The sequence below is a fragment of the Clostridium sp. ETTB3 genome (assembly GCF_053571985.1).
The window spans coordinates 2,403,247-2,424,257 of the sequence record NZ_CP199832.1; the positions used below are offsets into that span (position 1 = coordinate 2,403,247).

The following is a 21,011-nucleotide window of genomic DNA, read 5'->3' on the forward strand; positions in this document are numbered from 1 at the left end:
CAATTTAGCATGGCTTTTTATTAAATCTTATGCAAAATATCTCTTTAATAATCCTTCAAAAGCTTTTCCGTGTCTAGCTTCATCTTTACACATTTCATGAACTGTGTCATGGATTGCATCTAAATTTAATTGTTTAGCTAATGTAGCTAAATCTTTCTTACCTTGAGTTGCTCCGTGTTCTGCAGCTACTCTAGCTTCTAAGTTAGCTTTTGTATCAGCTACTACTACTTCTCCTAATAATTCAGCAAATTTTGCAGCGTGTTCTGCTTCTTCAATTGCTATTCTCTTATAAGCTTCAGCAACTTCTGGGAACCCTTCTCTATCTGCTTGTCTTGACATAGCTAAGTACATTCCTACTTCTGTACATTCTCCAACAAAATTAGCTCTTAATCCTTCTATTACTCTTTCATCTACACCTTGAGCTACTCCGATTCTATGTTCATCAGCATATACTAATTCTCCTGATTGTTCTACGAACTTATCTGCTCCAACTCCACATACTGGACATACTTCTGGTGCAGTTTCTCCTTCATGAACATATCCACATACTGTACAAATAAACTTTTTCATAAATTTATTCCTCCTAAAACTTTTAATACTTATTCTATATTTAATTTCTTAATTTACTTATTTTTTATTTGCAATTCTTTTTGAATCACTTTTCATATATTATTATATAATAATTATTATTAATTGCAAGTATTTTTTAAAAATTTTTTTAATTTTTTTCTAATTGATAATACCTATCATTTAGCATTATTACTAGTCTTATCACCCAACAGTAAGATATTGATTATCAATTGATAATATTTTTAAAAATAAAAAGTTGCTATTTAATAACAACTTTTTATTTACCTCTTTAAATATTACATTATCTTTTTAAACTTTGTTCAAAAATCTTTTTACTTAATAATATATCATTAATTTCATTTAAATTTATACTTAAAAATATTATTGATTTAATTTTATTATCGATTTAAATAAGTCACCATCAACTTCAATATTAAATTTACCTCCATGAAGTTCAACTATACTTTTTGCTATAGCAAGCCCTAATCCAGAGCCATCTGTACTTCTTGATGAATCACCACGTTTAAATCTATTAGTTATTTCATTAGCACAAAAATCTAATTCATAAGCTGATATATTTCTCATAATTATTACAACCTTATTTTCATCATCTACATACATCTGAATATATACTCTAGTATTACTTAAAGAATATTTAACTATATTAGAAATAAGATTTTCAAATACTCTATATAATCTTTGTCCATCTCCATTTATAAATATTTTTGTATCTGGGATATCTAATTTAACACTCAAATTACTATTTTTAAATCTTTCATCATTTTCACCTAATGATTGCTTTAATAATTGTACAATATCTATTTTAGTTATATTAAGCTCCATTGCTCCACTAGTAGCCTTAGATGCTTCAAATAAATCATCTATTAAAACTTTAAGCCTTTGAGATTTTTTATCTAATATATTTATATAATCTTTAGCTGTTTCTGACTCTATATTTTCTCTCTTTAATAAATCAATATAATTAATTATTGAAGTTAAAGGTGTTTTTAAATCATGAGACACATTAGTAATAAGCTCGGTTTTCATATTTTCACTTTTTATTTCACTTTCAATAGATTTTCTTAATCCATCTCTAATATTATTAATATCATGAGCTAATTCTCTTAAGTGGCCTCTTCCCTTTTCTTCTATATTACAATTTAATTTTCCTTCAGTTGCAGCCTTTGAGCCAATAATTATTTTATCTAAATAAATTAACTCTTTAATAAATATTACTATATATATAATTGTTAATATTATTCCTATTAATATCCCAATTGGAAATATATTTAATATAGCTGAAACAACGAATAATAATAATCCACTAATTACATATAAACCACTCATTATTAAAAATGTTTTTATTAAAGAAGAACGAGTCATTATTTCACTTAAGTAATTCCAACATTTAATTGTAATATTTTTTTTAAATAAATTTCTTTCATTATAATTTATAATTATAACTCTAATTAACACATAATATATTAGTAAAGCTAATGATGTCCATATGACTGATATTAAATTTAATCTTCTAATATAGTTATTTGCATTATAGTAAACAAATGTAGTGTTCCAACTTATCCACCCTAAAATTCCTATTCCAACCTTAGCTTCAATAGGCCATACCTTAATCTTATTCACTATATCTTCTATTATATTTATCTTTGATTTATTTTTACTTAAAGATACTAAACATAAAATTGCTAAAATTATAAACAATATAAAACTACCACAGCTCAAGTAAAATCTATTAATATTGATTTCTACTTTTTTAAGATTTTCATAAACTACATCACCTTTTTTAATTTCTTGTGGCATCCATATATATATTGATATACTTTGCTTTTCATTATAATCATAAGCATATATATTATTTGGTTCATACCTATCATAATAAGTATAATAACTATATTTATTATAGTAAATTAATTTGCTTATAATATTATTATTTATTTCCTTGCCATCAACATATATTTTTTCTATAACATTACCATTATAATCAATATTTATTTCTTCAAAATATTTACTATTTTTTATAATGTTATTAGAATCAATTTTTTCTCCACCAATCCAAATATCCTTTAATTTATCATAAGCTCTAAAGTTTAAATTAACATAAGATTTTATTTTATTATTTAAATCACTAGCACTATTGCCTTTTCTATTTAAAATATACTCTTTCATTTCTTCATCATTTAATGTATATTTTTCAGTAATTTTTTCTTTTTCTTCACTCAATATCTTTTGTTGTTCTTCATAAGTTAAGTTGCTAAAACTCTCCTCATTATATTTATCATTTCTATAATTTTCATATTCCTTATTAACTTTATCAACTAATTCAGCTTTACAAATATCAATATCATTTTGGGTTATATTATTATTATCACTAGCATATTCTAATGATTTATAATAAATCGAATAATCTTTTACCAAATTTATATAATCAGATATATTATTTGATAAATCACCATTTAAATATATCCCACCTGGAATTATATATCTTATATTTGCTTTAATTTCTCTTAATGATAAAATAGCACATGCTATTGATATAAAAGTTAATAATACAACTATATATTTTTTAAAAATATTTTCACTTCTACTTTTTCTCTTATTTGATTTTTTTATTTCTTCTTGAAAAATACTTTCTTCATTAATATTTTTCGATTTTGTATCCAATACCCCACACCACCTTTAAATACTTAGGTTCTTTAGGATTAATTTCTATCTTTTCTCTAATCCTTCTTATATGCACTGCTACTGTATTTTCCACATTGTAACTAGGTTCATTCCATACATTTTCATATATCTCATCTATTGAAAAAACTTTTCCTTGATTTTTTAGCAATAATTTCAATATTCCAAGTTCAGTTGCTGTTAACTTAATTACTTCTCCATCTACTATAACTTCTTTTGTATCTTGGTTTAATGAAAGTCCTCCACTTCTTATTATTGAATTGTTTTCTTCATTTTTACCACCATAATTCCCTAATACAGTATATCTTCTTAGTTGAGATTTAACCCTTGCTATAAGTTCTAATATATTAAATGGTTTTGTTATATAATCATCAGCTCCCATATTAAGACCTAATATTTTATCTGTATCTTCTGATTTTGCAGAAATTAATATAATCGGAATATTTTTTTCTTGCCTTATTTTCATTGTAGTTCTAAGTCCATCCATGTTAGGCATCATTATATCCATTAATATAAGTTGTACATTATTTTCCATTAATACTTCTAATGCTTCTAGTCCATCATATGCCTTAATAACATTGATTCCTTCATTTTTTAAATATATCTCAATAGCATCTACTATCTCCTTGTCATCATCTACTACTAAAACATTATTTTTTTTCATAAGTTACCCCACTCCCCTATAACAAACTTAACTATATAATAATTATTATTTTATATTTATATAGTAACAAAAAACTTTTAAAAAAACCTATCATATTTATTACAAATTTATTAAGTTATAAAATTTAAGTGTCTTTAAAAATATTTATATATTTTCTTAAAGACACTTTCACTATTTATGTATTAAATTGTTAATAAAAATCCTGCTATTGTGGCACTTAAAAGATTAGCTAATGTCCCTCCTAATACAGCCTTCCAACCTAAACGTGCTATATCATGTTTCCTACTAGGTGCCATTCCACCTATGCCACCTATTAATATTGCTATAGATGAAATATTAGCAAATCCACATAAAGAAAATGTAACTATAGCTATTGTTTTTGGAGATAATGTAGATATTATTTCAGAAAGACTTGTAAATGCTACAAACTCATTTAATATTATTTTTTGCCCTATTAATGATCCTGCAATTACAGATTCTTTCATAGGCACTCCTATAATAGTTGCAATTGGCGCAAAAATATATCCTAAAATTGATTGTAAACTTAAGTTATCTATTCCAAATAATCCACCAATTAATCCAATAATTCCATTTATAAGTGCAATTAATGCTACAAATGCTAATAATATTGCAGCTATATTAAGAACTAATCCTAAACCATCAATAGCACCTTTGGAAGCTGCATCAACAATATTAGATGAATCATCTTTTACCATTTCAATTTCTTCATTAACTTTTGCTTCCCTTATTTCTGGAATTATTATTTTAGAAATTATAAGTCCTGCTGGAGCTGACATAAAACTAGCTGATACTAAATACTCAATAGGAATTCCTAATAATGAATACCCAACTAATATTGATCCTGAAACTGAAGCAAGTCCCCCAACCATAACTGTAAATAATTCTGATTCTGTTAACTTTTCAACATATGGCTTAATTAATAATGGTGCTTCAGTTTGCCCTAAAAATATATTTGCAGCTGATGATATAGTTTCAAGCTTAGAAGTGCCTAAAAGCTTTGATAATCCACCCCCTATAAGCTTTATAACAAACTGCATAACTCCTAAGTAATACAACACTGATACTAATGCTGAAATGAATATAATTACTCCTAAAACATTAACTGCAAATATACTACCATCATTAGATAATGAACCAAATATAAAAGAAATTCCTTCTTTTGCATAATCAATTACAGATTGTACACCTAATGAAATTCTACTCAATATATATTTTCCAACACTCCACTTTAATGCAGCAAATGCAAATATAAATTGAATTAAAAATCCAATAATTACTGTTTTCCAATTTATTTTTTTCTTATTATTCGAAATTAAAAATGCTACTAAAAACACGAAAATTATACCTATAATACAATTTAATATCGCCATAAAATACCACCTTTTGTTAATCTTTTTCTTAATTTAGTTTTATCTAAAATATATACTTATATTCTTTAAAAATAAAAAAATTGTTTATTAAATTATTAATTTATCATTAAGTTCATATAAATTCTATATTTTTAAGTATATTATATTGTTTTATTTTATATCATATTTACAATATTATACCATACTTTATGAATTTTAAATAGTTTATATTTTTATTCACCTTAAACTTCTCTTAAGTAATTTTCTTTTAAAATAAATATAAACTTAATCATTTCTTGATATATTGACTATGTAAAATAAGGTTATTCCTCTTATTGACTTATTATAGTTAATTAATATATAATTAATTAATATTAAAATTATTTAATAAATTTAATATTTATTGCATTGAAAAGGAGTAGTACTATAAAATTGTAGTCTTTAGAGAGCTGTTGGTTGCTGTAAAACAGTGATGCATTTATGGGAACTTGCCTTGGAGCTTACTTGTTTAAAAGCAAGTACGGAATCCCCGTTACAGATTTAAGCGAGAAATTAGTCAGTGATAAGTTTTAAGTGACAAATGACAAGTTATTAAGTTTACTAAACTTAAACTGCTAAATTCTAATAAGAGTGGTACCGCGAAATATAGCTTTTCGTCTCTTAATTGAGATGAAGGGCTTTTTTTATATAAAACTTAGCAAATTTCAAGTAACAAGTTTCAAGTGATAAATTTAAAGTGGTAATCTAAACAATAAGTTTAGTCAAAATTTAGAGATTTTCTCTAACTTGTCACCTGCTACTTGTCACTATCTAAAGGAGGATTAAAACTATGAGTAACTACGGAACTGCCATTGATAAAAAATGGCAAAAGAAATGGGAAGAAACTGAACTTTACAAATTTAATCCAGATGCAGAGGGTGAAAAACTTTATGTTTTAGAAATGTTCTCTTATCCATCTGGAAGTCAATTACATGCTGGTCACTGGTTTAACTATGGACCTGTTGATTCATGGGCAAGATTAAAGAAAATGCAAGGATATAATGTATTCCAACCAATGGGATTTGATGCCTTTGGTTTACCTGCTGAAAACTTCGCAATTAAAACTGGGATTCATCCATGGGATTCTACAGAAAAAAATATCAAAACTATGGAAGAACAATTAAAAGCAATGGGTGCTATGTTTAATTGGGAAAATGAAGTTATAACTTGTACTCCTGAATATTACAAATGGACTCAATGGATATTCTTACAATTATTAAAAAATGATTTAGCTTACAGAAAAAAAGCTCCTGTAAATTGGTGTCCATCTTGTAATACAGTTTTAGCTAATGAACAAGTTGTTGAAGGTACTTGTGAAAGATGTGGAACAGAAGTCACTAAAAAGGATTTAACTCAATGGTTCTTTAAAATAACACAATATGCTGATGAATTATTAGAAAAACTAGATACTTTAGATTGGCCTGAAAAGACAGTTGCTATGCAAAAACACTGGATTGGTAAGTCTACAGGTGCTGAAGTTAACTTCAAAGTTAAAGATTCAAATATTAACTTTAATGTATTTACAACAAGAGTTGACACTTTAAATGGTGTAACTTATGTTGTTTTAGCTCCTGAAAATCCATTAGTTGATGAAATAACAACTAATGAAAATAAAGCTGCTGTTGAAGAATATAAAGAAGCTGCTAAAAAGCAATCAGATATAGAAAGACAATCTCTTACAAGAGAAAAAACTGGTGTATTTACTGGTTCATATGCTATAAACCCTATAAATGGTAAGGAAGTTCCAATTTGGGTTGGTGATTACGTTCTTGCAACTTATGGTACTGGTGCTGTTATGGCTGTTCCAGCTCATGATGAAAGAGACTTTGCATTTGCTACTAAATTTAACTTACCAATAGAACAAGTTATAACTAGCAAAAAAGGTGAAGAAGTTAAATTACCATACTGTGAATATGGTGTATTAGTTAACTCTGGTGAATTTGATGGATTAACTACTGAAGAAGCTAAAGAGACTATTGTTGAAAAACTAGCTAAAGAAAATTTAGGTTCTGCAAAAGTTAATTACAGATTAAGAGACTGGTTAGTCTCAAGACAAAGATATTGGGGTGCTCCAATTCCAATAATCTACTGTGAAGATTGTGGTGCTGTTCCAGTTCCAGAAAAAGATCTTCCTGTTGAATTGCCATACAATGTTGAATTTGCCCCAGATGGTAAATCACCACTTGCTAAATGCGAAGAATTTGTTAACACTACTTGCCCTTGTTGTGGTAAACCAGCTAAGAGAGAGTGTGATACTTTAGATACATTTGTTTGCTCTTCTTGGTACCAAATGAGATATGTAGATAATAAAAATGATAAAATTGCATTTGATAAAGAAAAAGTAGATAAGATGCTTCCAGTTGATAAATATGTTGGTGGGCCTGAGCATGCTTGTATGCACTTATTATATGCAAGGTTTATAACTAAAGCCTTAAGAGATATGGGATATTTAAGCTTTGATGAACCATTCAAGAGCTTAACTCACCAAGGATTAATCTTAGGTCCAGATGGATTAAAAATGTCTAAATCTAAAGGAAATACTATTTCTCCAGATGATTACATCAAAGAATATGGTGCTGACGTATTTAGAATGTACTTAATGTTTGGATTTGCTTACACTGAAGGTGGTGCTTGGAGTGATGATGGTATTAAGTCTGTTGCTAGATTTGTAGATAGAATTGAAAGATATTTAACAATGTGTAGAGAAGCTATTAATGCTGGTACTAATAATAAAACTACTATGGATAAGGCAGAAAAAGAATTAAACTTCTGGTTAAATAATGCTATTAAAGGTGTTACTGAAGATGCTGAAAAAATGCAATTCAACACTGCAATTGCAAGAATGATGGAATTCATTAATGCTTTATCTAAGTACATGAAAGAAGAAACTAAGAACTTAGATTTCTTAAATACTGTATGTGAAAGCTTTATTAAAATTTTAGCTCCATTTGCTCCTCACTTTGCTGAAGAACAATGGTCATTATTAACTAATAAGTATTCAGTATTTACTGAAGCTTGGCCTGAGTTTGATGCTAAAGCTCTTGTTAAAGATGAAATTGAAATAGCAATTCAAATTAATGGTAAAATTAAAGCAAGAATTAATGTTGCTTCTGACTTAAACGAAGAAGGAATTAAAGCTGAAGCTTTAGCTGATGAAGCTGTTTTAGCTGCCACTGAAGGAAAAACTATAGTTAAAGTTATTGTTATTAAAGGAAGACTTGTAAACATAGTTGTAAAGTAATATAAGATAAATAAGGGATTATATCAAATTAATTTACACACCATATATAAATAAAAAAAGTTCTATTTTATTTATAAGCATAATTTTTAAAATAGAACTTTTTAACTTTTTATTTCATAATTTTTTTAAAATAACTGCCTCATTTATATTAGGATTAGGTAATACAATTATCTCTTGATCATCCTCTACTGGAAAAATCCTCTCTTCACCCTCATCCTCTAATTCATCATCTAACATTGTTGTATTATTATCTTCAATAATTAAATTACTTTTATATTTATTTTCTGATAACTCTTCTTCATAAATTTTATCATTTGTACTTTTATTAAGTTTATAATTAATTAATAAAAAAATTATTAATCCTAATCCAATAATACTACTTACTGTTGTAATTAATATTTTATTATTTTCTAATCTCATAACGCCCCCTCCTTTATACAATCTATTAAATTTATATATTATTTATTCTATTTATTAATATTTAATTTACTTTTGCTATATTTCATTGTATTTTTATTATTTCAAGTATATGATTTTGTTATATTGCTAATATTGCAAAAAGCTATGTATAAAATGATTTTAATTCATTTTATACATAGCTTTTTTATTATATTAAATATCATTTAACACTTCTTTAAATTCTCCTAATACTTGAGAAACTATATTTTCCTCTAGCTTTTCATAATATGGCAGTAAATTTGATTCTTGAATTGCCTCAAATGCTTTCCTACTTGATTCCATCCAATTTTCAGGAATATATACCCAAACTATTTCTGTATAACTGCAACTTAATAAAAAATGCTCCATACCAAAGAAACTATATTCTTCAATATTATGCAGTTCATTAAACTTCTTATAATCATCAACTATTTGTGAAGTTAATTTATATTCATATATATCGGCATAAAAGAAATCAAACTCTTTTCTTTCTGCGTTATAAGCATCACAACAAATTATATTTATCTTAGAATTCTTTGGAAAGTTTTCATAATATAATTCTATTATTTCTTTACTTATTTCATATACAGTAATTTCTTCTACCTCTAGCTTTTTAGCCATTTCTTCTACTACATATCCTAATCCTAACCCTACAACTCCAACTTTTCCTTTAGCCATTTTTATTGCAAAATAAGCTCCTTGTATCTCTAGTGGAGTTAACCTCATCCAAACATGATTTGGTGCATGTAACTCCAATATATTTATATCATAATTGTCTTCCTTTGAATGTAGATATCCTTGTATTACTCCCTGTAAACCATCTACTGATTTTATTTTATAATCTCCAACCTTATTGCTTTTTATTTTTTTATTATATTCTTCAATTTTATCCAAAACATATTCTTTATCAAAAGGCTTCAATTCTAACATCCTCTCTTTTCAATATTACTTTTTCTTATCATTTGCTTAATTGTTATGTTAACTATCATATTAGTTATCTTAATTTCATCCTAATATATTAAAACTATTATAACATTAGTATAACTTACTAAACCTATTAAAAACATTAAATTTGTATCTCTTATAATTAATTATTATACTAATTAATATACTCTCTATATTTTATATTATATTTACAAATTATTGAAACTTCAATATTCCAATTTTTTATTTAGTGTTTTTTTACATTTACCCCTTAAAAATACATTGCTATTTCCGAGTAATATGGTATACTATAAATATAATTTGAAAATTTTCGTGAGGTGAACATAATGAATAAATTTTTAGTAAGTGAAGAAGCATACAAGGAATTCAAAGCTTTCTTAGAAGAAAATGAAGTAGAAAACTACAGCATAAGAATAAACTTAGCTGGATTTGGTTGTAGCGGACCAGCTTTCAATATAACTGTTGATGAAGTTAAAGAAGGAGATATTTCTGAAAAAATTCATGATATAACTTTAATTGCAGAAGAAAAATTAGTTGATGAATTTGGTGGATTTAAATTACTTTCATCAGAAGAAAATGGTGGTAGAGGATTATCATTAAAGCCAGTTATCGAAGCTGAAGGTGGCTGTGGTTCTTGTGGTGGTGGATGTCACCACTAATATAAAGTAAAAGCTAAGCATTAAATTGCTTAGCTTTTTTATATATTATTAATAAATAAATTCATAATCCCAATACTTACTATTAACCTCTTGCATTCCCTGAAGTATATCAATCCAATAATCATGATTAATCATTTTCTTTTCTTTCATTTCATCAGATAAATCACAATTTTTAGCATAAAAATCATTAAAATAATTATTTAAATCAATTGACATTGATTTTAAATTTTCAAAATTCTCTGCTACCTTTCCTTGTAATTCTATTACATCCTTCTTTTCAGTCATATCATTTTGAATATATGAATATATTAACTCTTCAATTTCTGAATATAATTCATTTTTACTTGTTGTGCTTACAACAATATTTTTAGACCTATTTTTTTTACTTATAAACATATGCTTATTATCATTAAGATAATTGCTCCATAAACTTAATTCAAGTTCTGTAATCTTACTATAATTTCTATGCAATGTTAATAAATCAGAATTATTTACACTTCCTGCTGAAACACAGCTTTCTAGTATTGAAAGTATAGACTCATTTCTATATCTTATTTCTTCAATTTTATTATAATTTTGTTTTCCAAGTTCATAAGAATATTTATTATTCTCTATAGCTTGATAAATATTAACTGTAAAGCTTATCATTAAAATACATATAACAATCAAAAAACAATTGTCTTTTATATTACCTTTGGATTTCATAAGCCACCCCCGCTATTTTAAGTATAACATATAGGGATATAACTAGCAAACCGCTTAATAATACCAATTTTTTCTATAAAAATTATATTAAAAAGCAAAGTTAGCTATATGCCAACTTTGCTTTTAACCATCTTTATATCTATCAATATCACGCTTTATAGATTGAAGTAAATTATTTAATTCAAAAACTTCCCCATCTTTTATTAGCTTATTTAACATAATTTGATATCTACTAGCTTCTCCAGTTTTTCCTAAAGACATTAAGGTCATTATATTACTCATTATATTTGTAATAATATCAGATTTTACTTCAAATAATTTCTGAGCATCCTTTATTTCATCCTTTATTTCTAACATTTGCTCATCTAAATTAAAAGCTGAATCAGCTGCTGATTTTAGCTTTCGTTGTATTTCTTCTGGAATATGCTGTTTATACTTATAATTTAAAGAATGCTCTATAGTTGCCCAAAAGTTCATTGCTAGTGTTCTTATTTGAAATTCTGCTAATATTGGCTTAGGTCCTTCAGCCATATAAACAGTGTACTTAATAATCATATGGTAGCTTCTATATCCACTTGGTTTAACATTCCTAACATAATCCTTTTCGTAAAGTATTTGCATATCCTTTCTTGCTCTTATAAGTTCTATAACTGTATCTATATCATCAACAAACTGGCACATAATTCTTATACCAGCGATGTCCTCCATTTCTTCGCCCACTCTATCTAAAGGAATTTCAAACTTATTTGCTTTTTCTAAAAGACTTGAAACTTCCTTAACTCTTCCAGTTACAAATTCAATTGGAGAATATTCATTTCTCTTTCTATATTCTTTTCTTATACTCTTAAGCTTTACCTTTAATTCTTCTACTGCTTGTTCATAGGGCATAAGAAAACTCTTCCAATTTTGCATTGCCATATACATCACCCTTAAACTTTATACAAATACATTATATCAAAAACACCTTAAACTGTAACCCAAAATTTACCACAATATTTAATTTCATTTTTTAATCTTCTAATATTTTAATTGGGTCAAAATTTATAAAATCACATGATGTCATTATATATTCAACACCATTTATTAAACCTTCTATTGCCTTAACATTAGATGGCCCATGTAAATGTCCATATATAACTTTTTCAACATTGTACTCTTGAAATATTTTCATTAATTCTGATTCCTTATTTTCTTCCCCAAATGGAGGATAATGAATCATAACTATAAACTTATTAAATCCTGATTTTTTAGCTGCATCTAAAGATAATCTTATTCTTATTTGCTCTCTTGCATATATCTTTGCATCCTTAGAATTAAATTTATCACTACTTGGATCAATCCATCCCCTAGTTCCACAAATAGCATAATCATTATATGTATAAAAATTATTTTGTAAGAACTTTGTATTATCATACATTGAATTCAATTTTGAAATACTAGTCCACCAATAATCATGATTTCCCTTACTTATAATTTTATTACCTGGCAGAGAATTTATCCAATCTAAATCTACCTTGCTTTCTTCATGCTTCATAGACCAAGAGATATCTCCAGCAATTAATACAGTATCCTTTTCTGTTATTTTCTCTTTCCAATTTTTCTTTATCTTTTCATCATGATTAACCCACTGTACACCAAATATATCCATAGGTTTATCTGTACTTAATGCAAGATGTAAATCAGAAATAGCATATAATGCCATAGTCATCCCCCTTATCTACTGTTTAAATTCTTTCATTTATATATTATAACTACTTACCATGCTTTAAACAATCTCTATTATTTTAAAACAATAATCCTACTTTATAAATATCTCCTTAAATAATTTTATTAATACAAAAAAATGAAGCATAAATTACAAATAATATTAAAATTATATTGTAAATTTATACTTCAGCTTTTCATCTTATTCAACAACTATTTTATTATAGTTTTTCTTTCCTCTTTTTATTAAGGCAGCTCCATCTTGAATATCTTCTTCATTTAAAGTTCTAGTTACATCTGTAACCTTTTCTCCATTTAAAGATAATCCACCTTGTTGAATTAATCTTCTACCTTCTGCCTTTGATGGAACAATCTTATTTTCAGCCATTATATCTAAAATTGTAGCACCTAATTTATCCTTAGAAATAGTAACTGTAGGAACATTACTCATATCAACTCCACCTGCAAATAATGCCTCTGCAGCTGATTTAGCTTTATTAGCTTCTTCTTCTCCATGAACAAGCTTAGTTATTTCATAAGCAAGAACTGTCTTAGCCTTATTTATTTCAGCACCTTCTAATGTACCTAATCTTCTAACTTCATCCATAGGTAAGAATGTTAATAATGCTAAACATTTTTCAACATCTGCATCATCTACATTTCTCCAATATTGATAGAAATCATATGGTGATGTTTTTTCTGGGTCTAACCATAAAGCTCCACCTACTGTTTTACCCATCTTTTGACCTTGGCTATTAGTTAATAATGTACAAGTCATTGCCATTGCTTGACCTTGAGCTTTTCTTCTAACTAACTCAACCCCTGCAATCATATTTGACCACTGATCATCTCCACCTAATTCCATCTTACAATTGTACTTTTGATTTAACACATAAAAATCATACCCCTGCATTAACATATAGTTAAATTCTAAGAATGATAATCCCTTTTCTAATCTTTGCTTAAAGCATTCTGCAGTTAACATTCTATTTACAGAAAAATGAACTCCTACTTCTCTTAAGAAATCAACATAATTTAAATTTAGTAACCAATCTGCATTGTTTACTAATATAGCCTTATCATCTGAGAAATCTATAAACTTTTCCATTTGTTTCTTTATACAAGAAACATTATGCTCTATTTGCTCTTTTGTAAGCATAGATCTCATATCAGTTTTTCCTGATGGATCCCCAACCATTGCAGTTCCCCCACCAAGTAAAGCTATTGGTCTATGTCCTGCCCTTTGCATATGAGCCATAAACATCATTGCTATAAAATGACCTACATGTAAACTATCTGCTGTTGGATCAAATCCTATATAAAAAGTTATTTTCTCCTGTTCTAGCAATTCTCTTGTTTCCTCTTCATGAGTAAATTGCTTTATGTATCCACGGTCTAATAACTCATCTAAAACATTAGCCATATTCCTACCTCCTATAAAAAATCATATATTTAGTATATATTTATTAACAATTTTTATCAAGAAATTTTAATTAACTTACCTTTGTATTTCACTTTAATATTTAATTTAATTTTATAATATGTATTAAACAAATTTTTAAACCATATATAAATAGTAATTGCTTAGAACATAAAAAAGCTACCTATTTAGGCAGCTTTTTACATTTATCTAAATTTAATTATTTTCAAACCTATGCTACGTATTCCTTTATACATTCTGGTACTTCATCAGCAGCATCAACATTAACATTAATATAAACATTTATACCAAATCTCTCTGTTAATCCAGCTATTTTTTTTAATAATTCACTTGCATCCTTCATAGTACATTTAACAATATTAGATAACCCATCAATATAGATATTTTCAATATCATAATTAGATGAAATTATTCCACACAACATTCCATAAAAACTTTGGCAATCCCCAACATAATACTCATTTGTGTCTACAAATCTTATTCCTCTAGATAGCTGTAACATCGGCCTTGAATCATCATCAATATATACTGAATCGCCTTTAGCTTCTGCTACTTGAGTATTAGCTAAATCAATTAACCTTTTTGTCTTTCCAGAACCCCTTCTTGCACAAAAAACTTGAATCATCGGAACCACTCCTTTTTATAAAATTATTTATAACATCTTTTTTATAATAAAAGATGCATATTTAACTAAAAATTTTAATATATCTATCCTTCTTATGAATTATTATTAGCTATAAAGATTTTATTATTCAATATTCATTGGTAAGATAACCTTAAAACAATCCTATAAATCAGAATTAATTAATTTTACCTTTCTTTTTCCCTTAAATGCTTCCTTTATTCTAACTATTCCATTTCCATAATTAATAACCCGCTTTCCTTCATCTAAAGATATTAATTTATCATAAATCCACATATTTCTTTTACTGTACCCCATATCCCCTAATCTATTATTTTTATCTACTAATTGTCTGGGACTAATTACTATTATTGAATTTTTAGTTAAGTTTATCATCAGTAATTTACCAAACAATAATTTAAAATTTAAATAATAATTAACTTATAATAATATATTATATTTATTGTAATAAAAAAAAGAACAAAGAAAACAACTTTCTAGCTATCTTTTTCCTTGTTCTTTAATAATATAATTTTAAGCTTTACTTAAAGACTATTTCTAGTAATTCCAGTTCCTTTTATATTTAATTTTGTTCTTACTTCTAATTCTGTTATACTTAGCGGATCTTTTATGTCTTCCTTAGAAAAATACATTTCTGCTAATCTTTCAACATCAAATATATCTAATTTTTTTTCTTTGTATTTATTAAAAATATATTTAACATATCCATTTATATATTCTTCTTCATTATATCTAATATAATCTAAAGCTGATGAATCCACTATTAAACTTCCTTGTATTTCAGATATAGAAACATCAACCTCAATATCCTTAATTAATTTAATTGCTCCATTTTCATAACTTAAATTATCTTTTACATTGCTATCTATTATTTCCAAACTAATAAAATCAGATTTACTATTTGGATTTGTTGCTTCCAAAATTCCTGTTTTAGCTGTTCCCATTAAAATGTTGTACATTAAAGAGTTTTCTATGTTTATTTTTTCAATTAATATATTATCTTTAAAAATTGATGCTCCATCTATTTCTATTTTTTTATCTAATGCATTTTCCTTTAATTCAATAGATGTTAGTAAGGCTGTATTTCCTCCCATTAATACATTGCTTAAATAATAATTAATATTAGATTTTACTGCTTTTGAATTATATTTTTCTTTTCCAACTAAATCATTTAAAAATAAACCTAAATATTCCTCATCAGCAGATACCGTACTCAATAAATCATCAACATCACCATAATAAATAAAAGCACTTGGCTTAACTTGAAATTCACTATTATTATTAATTAAATCTAAAAACTTCTTTATTCCATTTTTAGCAGCTTTTTCAGTAAATATATATGCTCTAGTTTGACTATAATTAAGTTTATAACTAGAAGCTCTATTAATATCCTCTAAAGCTTCCATAGCTGTTCTTCCTTCACCCTTATAAATAATACGCCTTCCTTTATCAGAACTATCATTAGTACTTCTATATGGTTTTATACAATCTAAGTAAATAACTGCTTCTCCTAAATCATTAATATCAAAAATTACACTTGTAGGGAAAGTAACCTTATTAATATCATGATAATTAAAACATCCTGTTAAAAGTAAAGGTAATAAAATTATTGTACATATTGTAAGAAATAAGTTTTTCTTATTTTTCATATTTTTTATTACCTCCCTCTATTATTTTTTTAGAAATTCTATCTAATTTTCCTCTAAAAAATATATCCTTAAACCTATACTCACTTATACTTCCAAGAGGAAATAAGAATGGATATCCAACAGAATCAAGTTTAACTATTTGAATTATATATATTAATGCTGCACATAAAAATCCTGGCAACCCTAACAATGCTGAAGAAATCATTATTGCTATTGACCAAAAAGAAACTGCACCATAAATTTTAGGAATTAAAAAATAACTTAATGTACTTATTGCAACTACAATTATAGTTATTCTTGATGCAATTCCTGCACCTACAGCTGCATCACCTAAAATAAGTGCTGATACTATACTCATTGCTCCACCAATTGGATGTGGAAGCCTTAAGCCTGCTTCTTTTATTAATTGAAAAGCTAACATCATAACAATTACTTCAATAAACGTTGGCAATGGCACCCCAGCTCTAGATACTGCCAGCCTAAATACAAAAAGGCTTGGAATCATTGAAAAATGATATGTAATTATCGCTACATAAATACCAGGTAAAAATGATGCCATAAAAAACGCAATCCATCTTAAAATTCTATTAAAATTTGTATAATATCTGTTTATATAATAATCATCTGGCATTTGAAAATTTTCTAAAAAGAAATAAGGTGCTGTTATTACAAAAGGTGTTCCATCTACAATTATTGCTATACGCCCTTCAAATAACTTAGCTGCAACTTCATCTGGCTTTTCTGTATATCCAATAGTATCAAAAAATGAATTTTGTTCTTTTAAATTACCCTCGATATAATTTGAATCAAGTACAAACCTCATATCTAATTTACTAAGTTTATTCTTTATTTTATTTACTAAATCATCTGGTGCAATTCCTTTAATATATGCCATTGCAACAGCAGTTTGAGATTCTTCTCCAATAACTACAGCTTCAAATTTCAAGTTAGGATTTTTTATACGTCTTCTAATCAATGCAACATTGTCTACTATAAGTTCATTAAACCCTTCCCTTGGTCCCTTTAATACGGCTTCAGTTTCAGGTATTCCTATTCCTCGCCTTGGGAAATTCTTAAGTTCACAAAATATAATTTCATTAAAATCATTTAAAATTAATATAGCATCTCCTGATAAAACATGTATTAGTGCATCATCTAAATCTTTTGCCATTCCAGCTGCACTTATATCCAATACCTTTTCTAATAAATCATTAGGTGTCTTTATAGATGAATCCTTTAATTCTCCAAATCCCCTTAATGGTAATATTAAATATTCCATCATCCATTGTCCATTACATAAATCATCTATAAATACTAAAGTTCCATCTCCTATTATTGTTTTTACTTCCCTATACTTTACATCAAAATTTCCTTCAAATCTTTGTTTAATATAACTTAATTTATCCATTTTAATCACCTAAACATATTATTCCTCTGCATATGTTTAATATTCATTTTTTTGAGAATAATAAAATAGACTTATCTTATTTAAAATTTTGGAGGAATAAACATGAATAAAATATCAGTAAAACACTTTATAATTTTTATATTTGGTGTTACATATATATCATTAAAAACATATCCCTCTTTATTTATTGCACAAGGGGGCAGAGATACCTGGCTTTATTCTTTAATTATATATTTAATATTTTTTGCATTTGTAATGTATCTTATTTCTGTTATGCAATCTAAAAAAGTTTACAATATAAATGAAATATTTACCTTTGGTCTTTCTAAATTTTTTGGAAATATATTTTTATTTTTATTTTCATTAGGATTATTTTTATCTTCATTAGAGTCTGCTTCTGTAGAAGCTAATGTAGTTAAATCTTGCTTTTTTCTAGAAACTCCTACTTGGTATATAATATTATTTTTTATTTTGCCATCAATTTTTTTAATAGGAAAAGGAATACATACATTATTAACTTTTTCAATAATATTAATTTCATCACTTGGAGTTAATACTGCAATTTTAGCTATTATTACTGAAAAATATAAAGATATTAAATACATAATGCCTTTACTTTCTGGAAATATAGTAAATGAATTTATTTCTACGCTTTTACTTGTTTTAGGTTCATTATCAGCTTTTGTTATTACACTTCCTTATTTAAAATATTTAAATAACGGAAAAAACCTAAAAAAGCATACTATAATTTGCTTAAGTATATTAGGAATAATTTTTATTTATGTTTTAATTGGAATTTTATCAAGCTTTGGTCCTATAAGAGCAGCTAATTTATTTTATCCTGAATTTACTCAAAGCCAGAGAGTTCAAATTGGTGGTATTTTAGAATTTGGAGATTTCTTTTTCCTATATCAAACAGTAGTAGGATACTTTTTAAAATATATACTTTCAGCTTATGGAGTTTATATAATTTATAAAAAATACATAAAAAATGATAAATGTTTTATAACTATTTATACTTTAGTAATATTTATATTTTCAACATTTATATCAAGAAATAATTATGTATTATTTATAATACTAAAATATTATCAATATATTAATTTAATATTATTTATATTTGTTCCACTTATAGCTTTTATTTCTTTCCAAATACGTTATAAAAACAAATAAATTTATTTACCCATACAGTATATTTGTTGCACTTTTGGTAAATTATGCTATAATAATAATGTAATAAAAATCATTAGGAAATTCTATGATAATATCATTAAATACCCCTTTTTTCCATAGCGGGTTAAGTTAGTAGTTTTATCAAGATTCACCCTATGGATTTTAAGGAGGTAAATAAAAATGGAAGATAAGAAAATCGTTTGTAAAGACTGCGGAAAGGAATTCATCTTTACTGTAGGAGAACAAGAATTCTACAAAGAAAAAGGATTTGAAAACGATCCTGTAAGATGTCCTGAATGTAGAAAAGCTAGAAAAGCTCAAAAAATGAATAGAGACAGAAGATAATATTTAAAAGTTAAATTACGGGGCTACTATTGTAGCTCCTTTTTATTTTCTAAATCTATTGTTTTTATTTGACATAAAATTTTGATAATTTTATAATATTAACTATTAGATACCTTTAGACTTTAAATTTACTTTTAAGAATATATTCGTCATTATAGGTACATTAATATTTAAATATATGAAAAGAGGTGCTATTTTGGAAAATATAGCAGAAAATAAAAAAATTATTTTCAGTGGAATACAACCTTCTGGAAATTTAACATTGGGAAATTATTTAGGAGCATTAAAAAACTGGGTTAAGCTTCAAAATGAATATGATTGTTTTTTCTGTGTAGTTGATTTACATGCAATTACAGTTAAACAAATTCCTGCAGATTTAAGAAAAAGAACTTTAGAGGTTTTAGCAATTTATATTGCTTGTGGTATTGATCCTGATAAAAATACGTTATTTATTCAATCTCATGTTCCAGCACATTCTGAAGCCTCTTGGTTATTAACATGTAATACTTATATGGGTGAACTTTCAAGAATGACTCAATTTAAGGATAAAGCTAAAAAGCATGGTGATTCTATACCTGCTGGATTATTTGCTTATCCTGTTCTTATGGCAGCTGATATACTATTATATAATACAGATTTAGTTCCTGTTGGAATTGACCAAAAGCAACACTTAGAACTTGCTAGAGATTTAGGTGCAAGATTTAATAATGCATATAGTCCAACGTTTAAAATACCAGAACCTTATATTCCACCAGTTGGAGCTAAGGTTATGAGTCTTCAAGATCCTACTAAGAAAATGTCTAAGTCTGATGATAATCCTAATAGCTACATCTTAATTATGGATCCTCCTGAAGTTATAAGAAAGAAAATTTCTAGAGCTGTAACTGATAGTATTAGTGTTGTTAATTATACTGATGAACAACCAGGGGTTAAGAACCTACTTGATATACTTATTTCAATTAAGGGTTATACTAAGGATGAGGTTGTTTATCTTTATAAAGATAAGGGTTACGCTGATTTAAAGAAAGATGTTGCAGATGCAATTATTGATGAATTAGCACCAATTCAAGAAAAAGTAAATATCCTTCTTAAAGATAAAAAGGCATTAGAAGAAATTTATAAACTTGGTGCTGAAAAAGCTAATTATGCTGCAATTAAAAATTTAAGAAAAATGCAAAAGAAAATAGGACTTATTCCTAGATCTTAATAATATATTTAACATAATATATTATTAAATTAAAACTTGATATAAAATCAAAATAGGGTCTGTCGCACTAAAACTTTTATACACAATATATTGTTTTAAAAAATAAAAATTAA

Annotated in this window: 19 protein-coding genes and 1 other annotated feature; of the genes, 5 read left to right on the forward strand and 14 right to left on the reverse strand. The window is 26.3% G+C overall.

Annotation, left to right across the window (positions count from 1 at the left end; all coding sequences use genetic code 11):
- Positions 1-27 precede the first annotated feature (27 nt).
- The 4 genes from ACUN06_RS11615 to ACUN06_RS11630 all read right to left on the reverse strand — a co-directional run bounded on the left by ACUN06_RS11615 (position 28) and on the right by ACUN06_RS11630 (position 5,322).
- On the reverse strand, positions 28-570 hold the full coding sequence (locus ACUN06_RS11615) for an NADH peroxidase (RefSeq protein WP_294127046.1): 543 nt from the start codon (positions 568-570) through the stop codon (positions 28-30).
- A 381-nt stretch (positions 571-951) separates the two neighbouring features.
- Positions 952-3,249, reverse strand: a complete 2,298-nt coding sequence (locus ACUN06_RS11620) for a sensor histidine kinase (protein ID WP_449389837.1) — start codon at positions 3,247-3,249, stop codon at positions 952-954.
- Positions 3,224-3,931 carry a response regulator transcription factor gene (locus ACUN06_RS11625; protein WP_449389838.1) on the reverse strand — a complete coding sequence of 236 codons (708 nt, stop codon included), beginning with the start codon at positions 3,929-3,931 and terminating at the stop codon, positions 3,224-3,226. Before ACUN06_RS11625 ends, ACUN06_RS11620 begins: the two co-directional genes overlap by 26 nt.
- Positions 3,932-4,113: 182 nt before the next feature.
- The gene (locus ACUN06_RS11630; protein ID WP_291731682.1) at positions 4,114-5,322 is read right to left on the reverse strand and encodes a NupC/NupG family nucleoside CNT transporter; all 1,209 of its coding nucleotides are present in this window, start codon (positions 5,320-5,322) and stop codon (positions 4,114-4,116) included.
- 378 nt (positions 5,323-5,700) lie between these two features.
- Positions 5,701-5,965: a binding site (T-box leader), on the forward strand.
- Positions 5,966-6,130: 165 nt separating this feature from the next.
- Here ACUN06_RS11630 and leuS point away from each other — a divergent pair.
- Positions 6,131-8,581, forward strand: coding sequence for a leucine--tRNA ligase (leuS, locus tag ACUN06_RS11635; protein ID WP_294399447.1), 2,451 nt, complete (start codon positions 6,131-6,133; stop codon positions 8,579-8,581).
- Between the two features lie 114 nt (positions 8,582-8,695).
- Here the strand turns inward: leuS and ACUN06_RS11640 are convergent, their stop codons facing one another.
- Both ACUN06_RS11640 and ACUN06_RS11645 read right to left on the reverse strand, forming a co-directional pair.
- Positions 8,696-9,001 (reverse strand): hypothetical protein, encoded by a 306-nt coding sequence (locus tag ACUN06_RS11640; protein ID WP_301953534.1) that lies wholly within the window; start codon positions 8,999-9,001, stop codon positions 8,696-8,698.
- Positions 9,002-9,193: 192 nt separating this feature from the next.
- Positions 9,194-9,940: a hypothetical protein gene (locus ACUN06_RS11645; RefSeq protein WP_449389839.1), complete on the reverse strand. Its 747-nt coding sequence runs from the start codon at positions 9,938-9,940 to the stop codon at positions 9,194-9,196.
- 350 nt (positions 9,941-10,290) lie between these two features.
- On the opposite strand from ACUN06_RS11645, the gene ACUN06_RS11650 reads away from it, so the two are divergent.
- Positions 10,291-10,623 (forward strand): HesB-like protein, encoded by a 333-nt coding sequence (locus tag ACUN06_RS11650; protein WP_291731691.1) that lies wholly within the window; start codon positions 10,291-10,293, stop codon positions 10,621-10,623.
- 48 nt (positions 10,624-10,671) lie between these two features.
- Here ACUN06_RS11650 and ACUN06_RS11655 read toward each other — a convergent pair whose 3' ends face one another.
- The 8 genes from ACUN06_RS11655 to ACUN06_RS11690 form a co-directional block, all read right to left on the reverse strand.
- Complete coding sequence (locus ACUN06_RS11655) at positions 10,672-11,328, reverse strand: hypothetical protein (RefSeq protein ID WP_291731693.1); 657 nt, start codon at positions 11,326-11,328, stop codon at positions 10,672-10,674.
- Between the two features lie 123 nt (positions 11,329-11,451).
- Complete coding sequence (locus ACUN06_RS11660; protein WP_449389840.1) at positions 11,452-12,246, reverse strand: GTP pyrophosphokinase; 795 nt, start codon at positions 12,244-12,246, stop codon at positions 11,452-11,454.
- Between the two features lie 91 nt (positions 12,247-12,337).
- Complete coding sequence (locus ACUN06_RS11665) at positions 12,338-13,030, reverse strand: metallophosphoesterase (RefSeq protein WP_449389841.1); 693 nt, start codon at positions 13,028-13,030, stop codon at positions 12,338-12,340.
- A gap of 204 nt (positions 13,031-13,234) precedes the next feature.
- On the reverse strand, positions 13,235-14,455 hold the full coding sequence (gene tyrS, locus ACUN06_RS11670; RefSeq protein ID WP_449389842.1) for a tyrosine--tRNA ligase: 1,221 nt from the start codon (positions 14,453-14,455) through the stop codon (positions 13,235-13,237).
- Between the two features lie 229 nt (positions 14,456-14,684).
- Entirely contained in the window at positions 14,685-15,098 is a 414-nt protein-coding gene (locus ACUN06_RS11675) for a hypothetical protein (protein ID WP_291731700.1), read from the reverse strand.
- A 162-nt stretch (positions 15,099-15,260) separates the two neighbouring features.
- Positions 15,261-15,491, reverse strand: a complete 231-nt coding sequence (locus ACUN06_RS11680) for a hypothetical protein (protein ID WP_294163021.1) — start codon at positions 15,489-15,491, stop codon at positions 15,261-15,263.
- A 149-nt stretch (positions 15,492-15,640) separates the two neighbouring features.
- Positions 15,641-16,765 carry a Ger(x)C family spore germination protein gene (locus ACUN06_RS11685; protein ID WP_449389843.1) on the reverse strand — a complete coding sequence of 375 codons (1,125 nt, stop codon included), beginning with the start codon at positions 16,763-16,765 and terminating at the stop codon, positions 15,641-15,643.
- Positions 16,755-18,173, reverse strand: a complete 1,419-nt coding sequence (locus tag ACUN06_RS11690) for a spore germination protein (RefSeq protein WP_291731709.1) — start codon at positions 18,171-18,173, stop codon at positions 16,755-16,757. The genes ACUN06_RS11685 and ACUN06_RS11690 overlap by 11 nt, the downstream gene beginning before the upstream one ends.
- 102 nt (positions 18,174-18,275) lie before the next feature.
- Here ACUN06_RS11690 and ACUN06_RS11695 point away from each other — a divergent pair, with 102 nt between their 5' ends.
- The 3 genes from ACUN06_RS11695 (at position 18,276) to trpS (ending at position 20,898) form a co-directional block, all read left to right on the forward strand.
- Positions 18,276-19,346, forward strand: coding sequence for an endospore germination permease (locus ACUN06_RS11695; protein ID WP_294163017.1), 1,071 nt, complete (start codon positions 18,276-18,278; stop codon positions 19,344-19,346).
- Between the two features lie 180 nt (positions 19,347-19,526).
- Complete coding sequence (locus tag ACUN06_RS11700) at positions 19,527-19,691, forward strand: zinc-ribbon domain-containing protein (protein ID WP_291731714.1); 165 nt, start codon at positions 19,527-19,529, stop codon at positions 19,689-19,691.
- Positions 19,692-19,896: 205 nt separating this feature from the next.
- Positions 19,897-20,898: a tryptophan--tRNA ligase gene (gene trpS / locus ACUN06_RS11705; protein ID WP_449390279.1), complete on the forward strand. Its 1,002-nt coding sequence runs from the start codon at positions 19,897-19,899 to the stop codon at positions 20,896-20,898.
- The last annotated feature ends 113 nt before the right edge of the window (positions 20,899-21,011 follow it).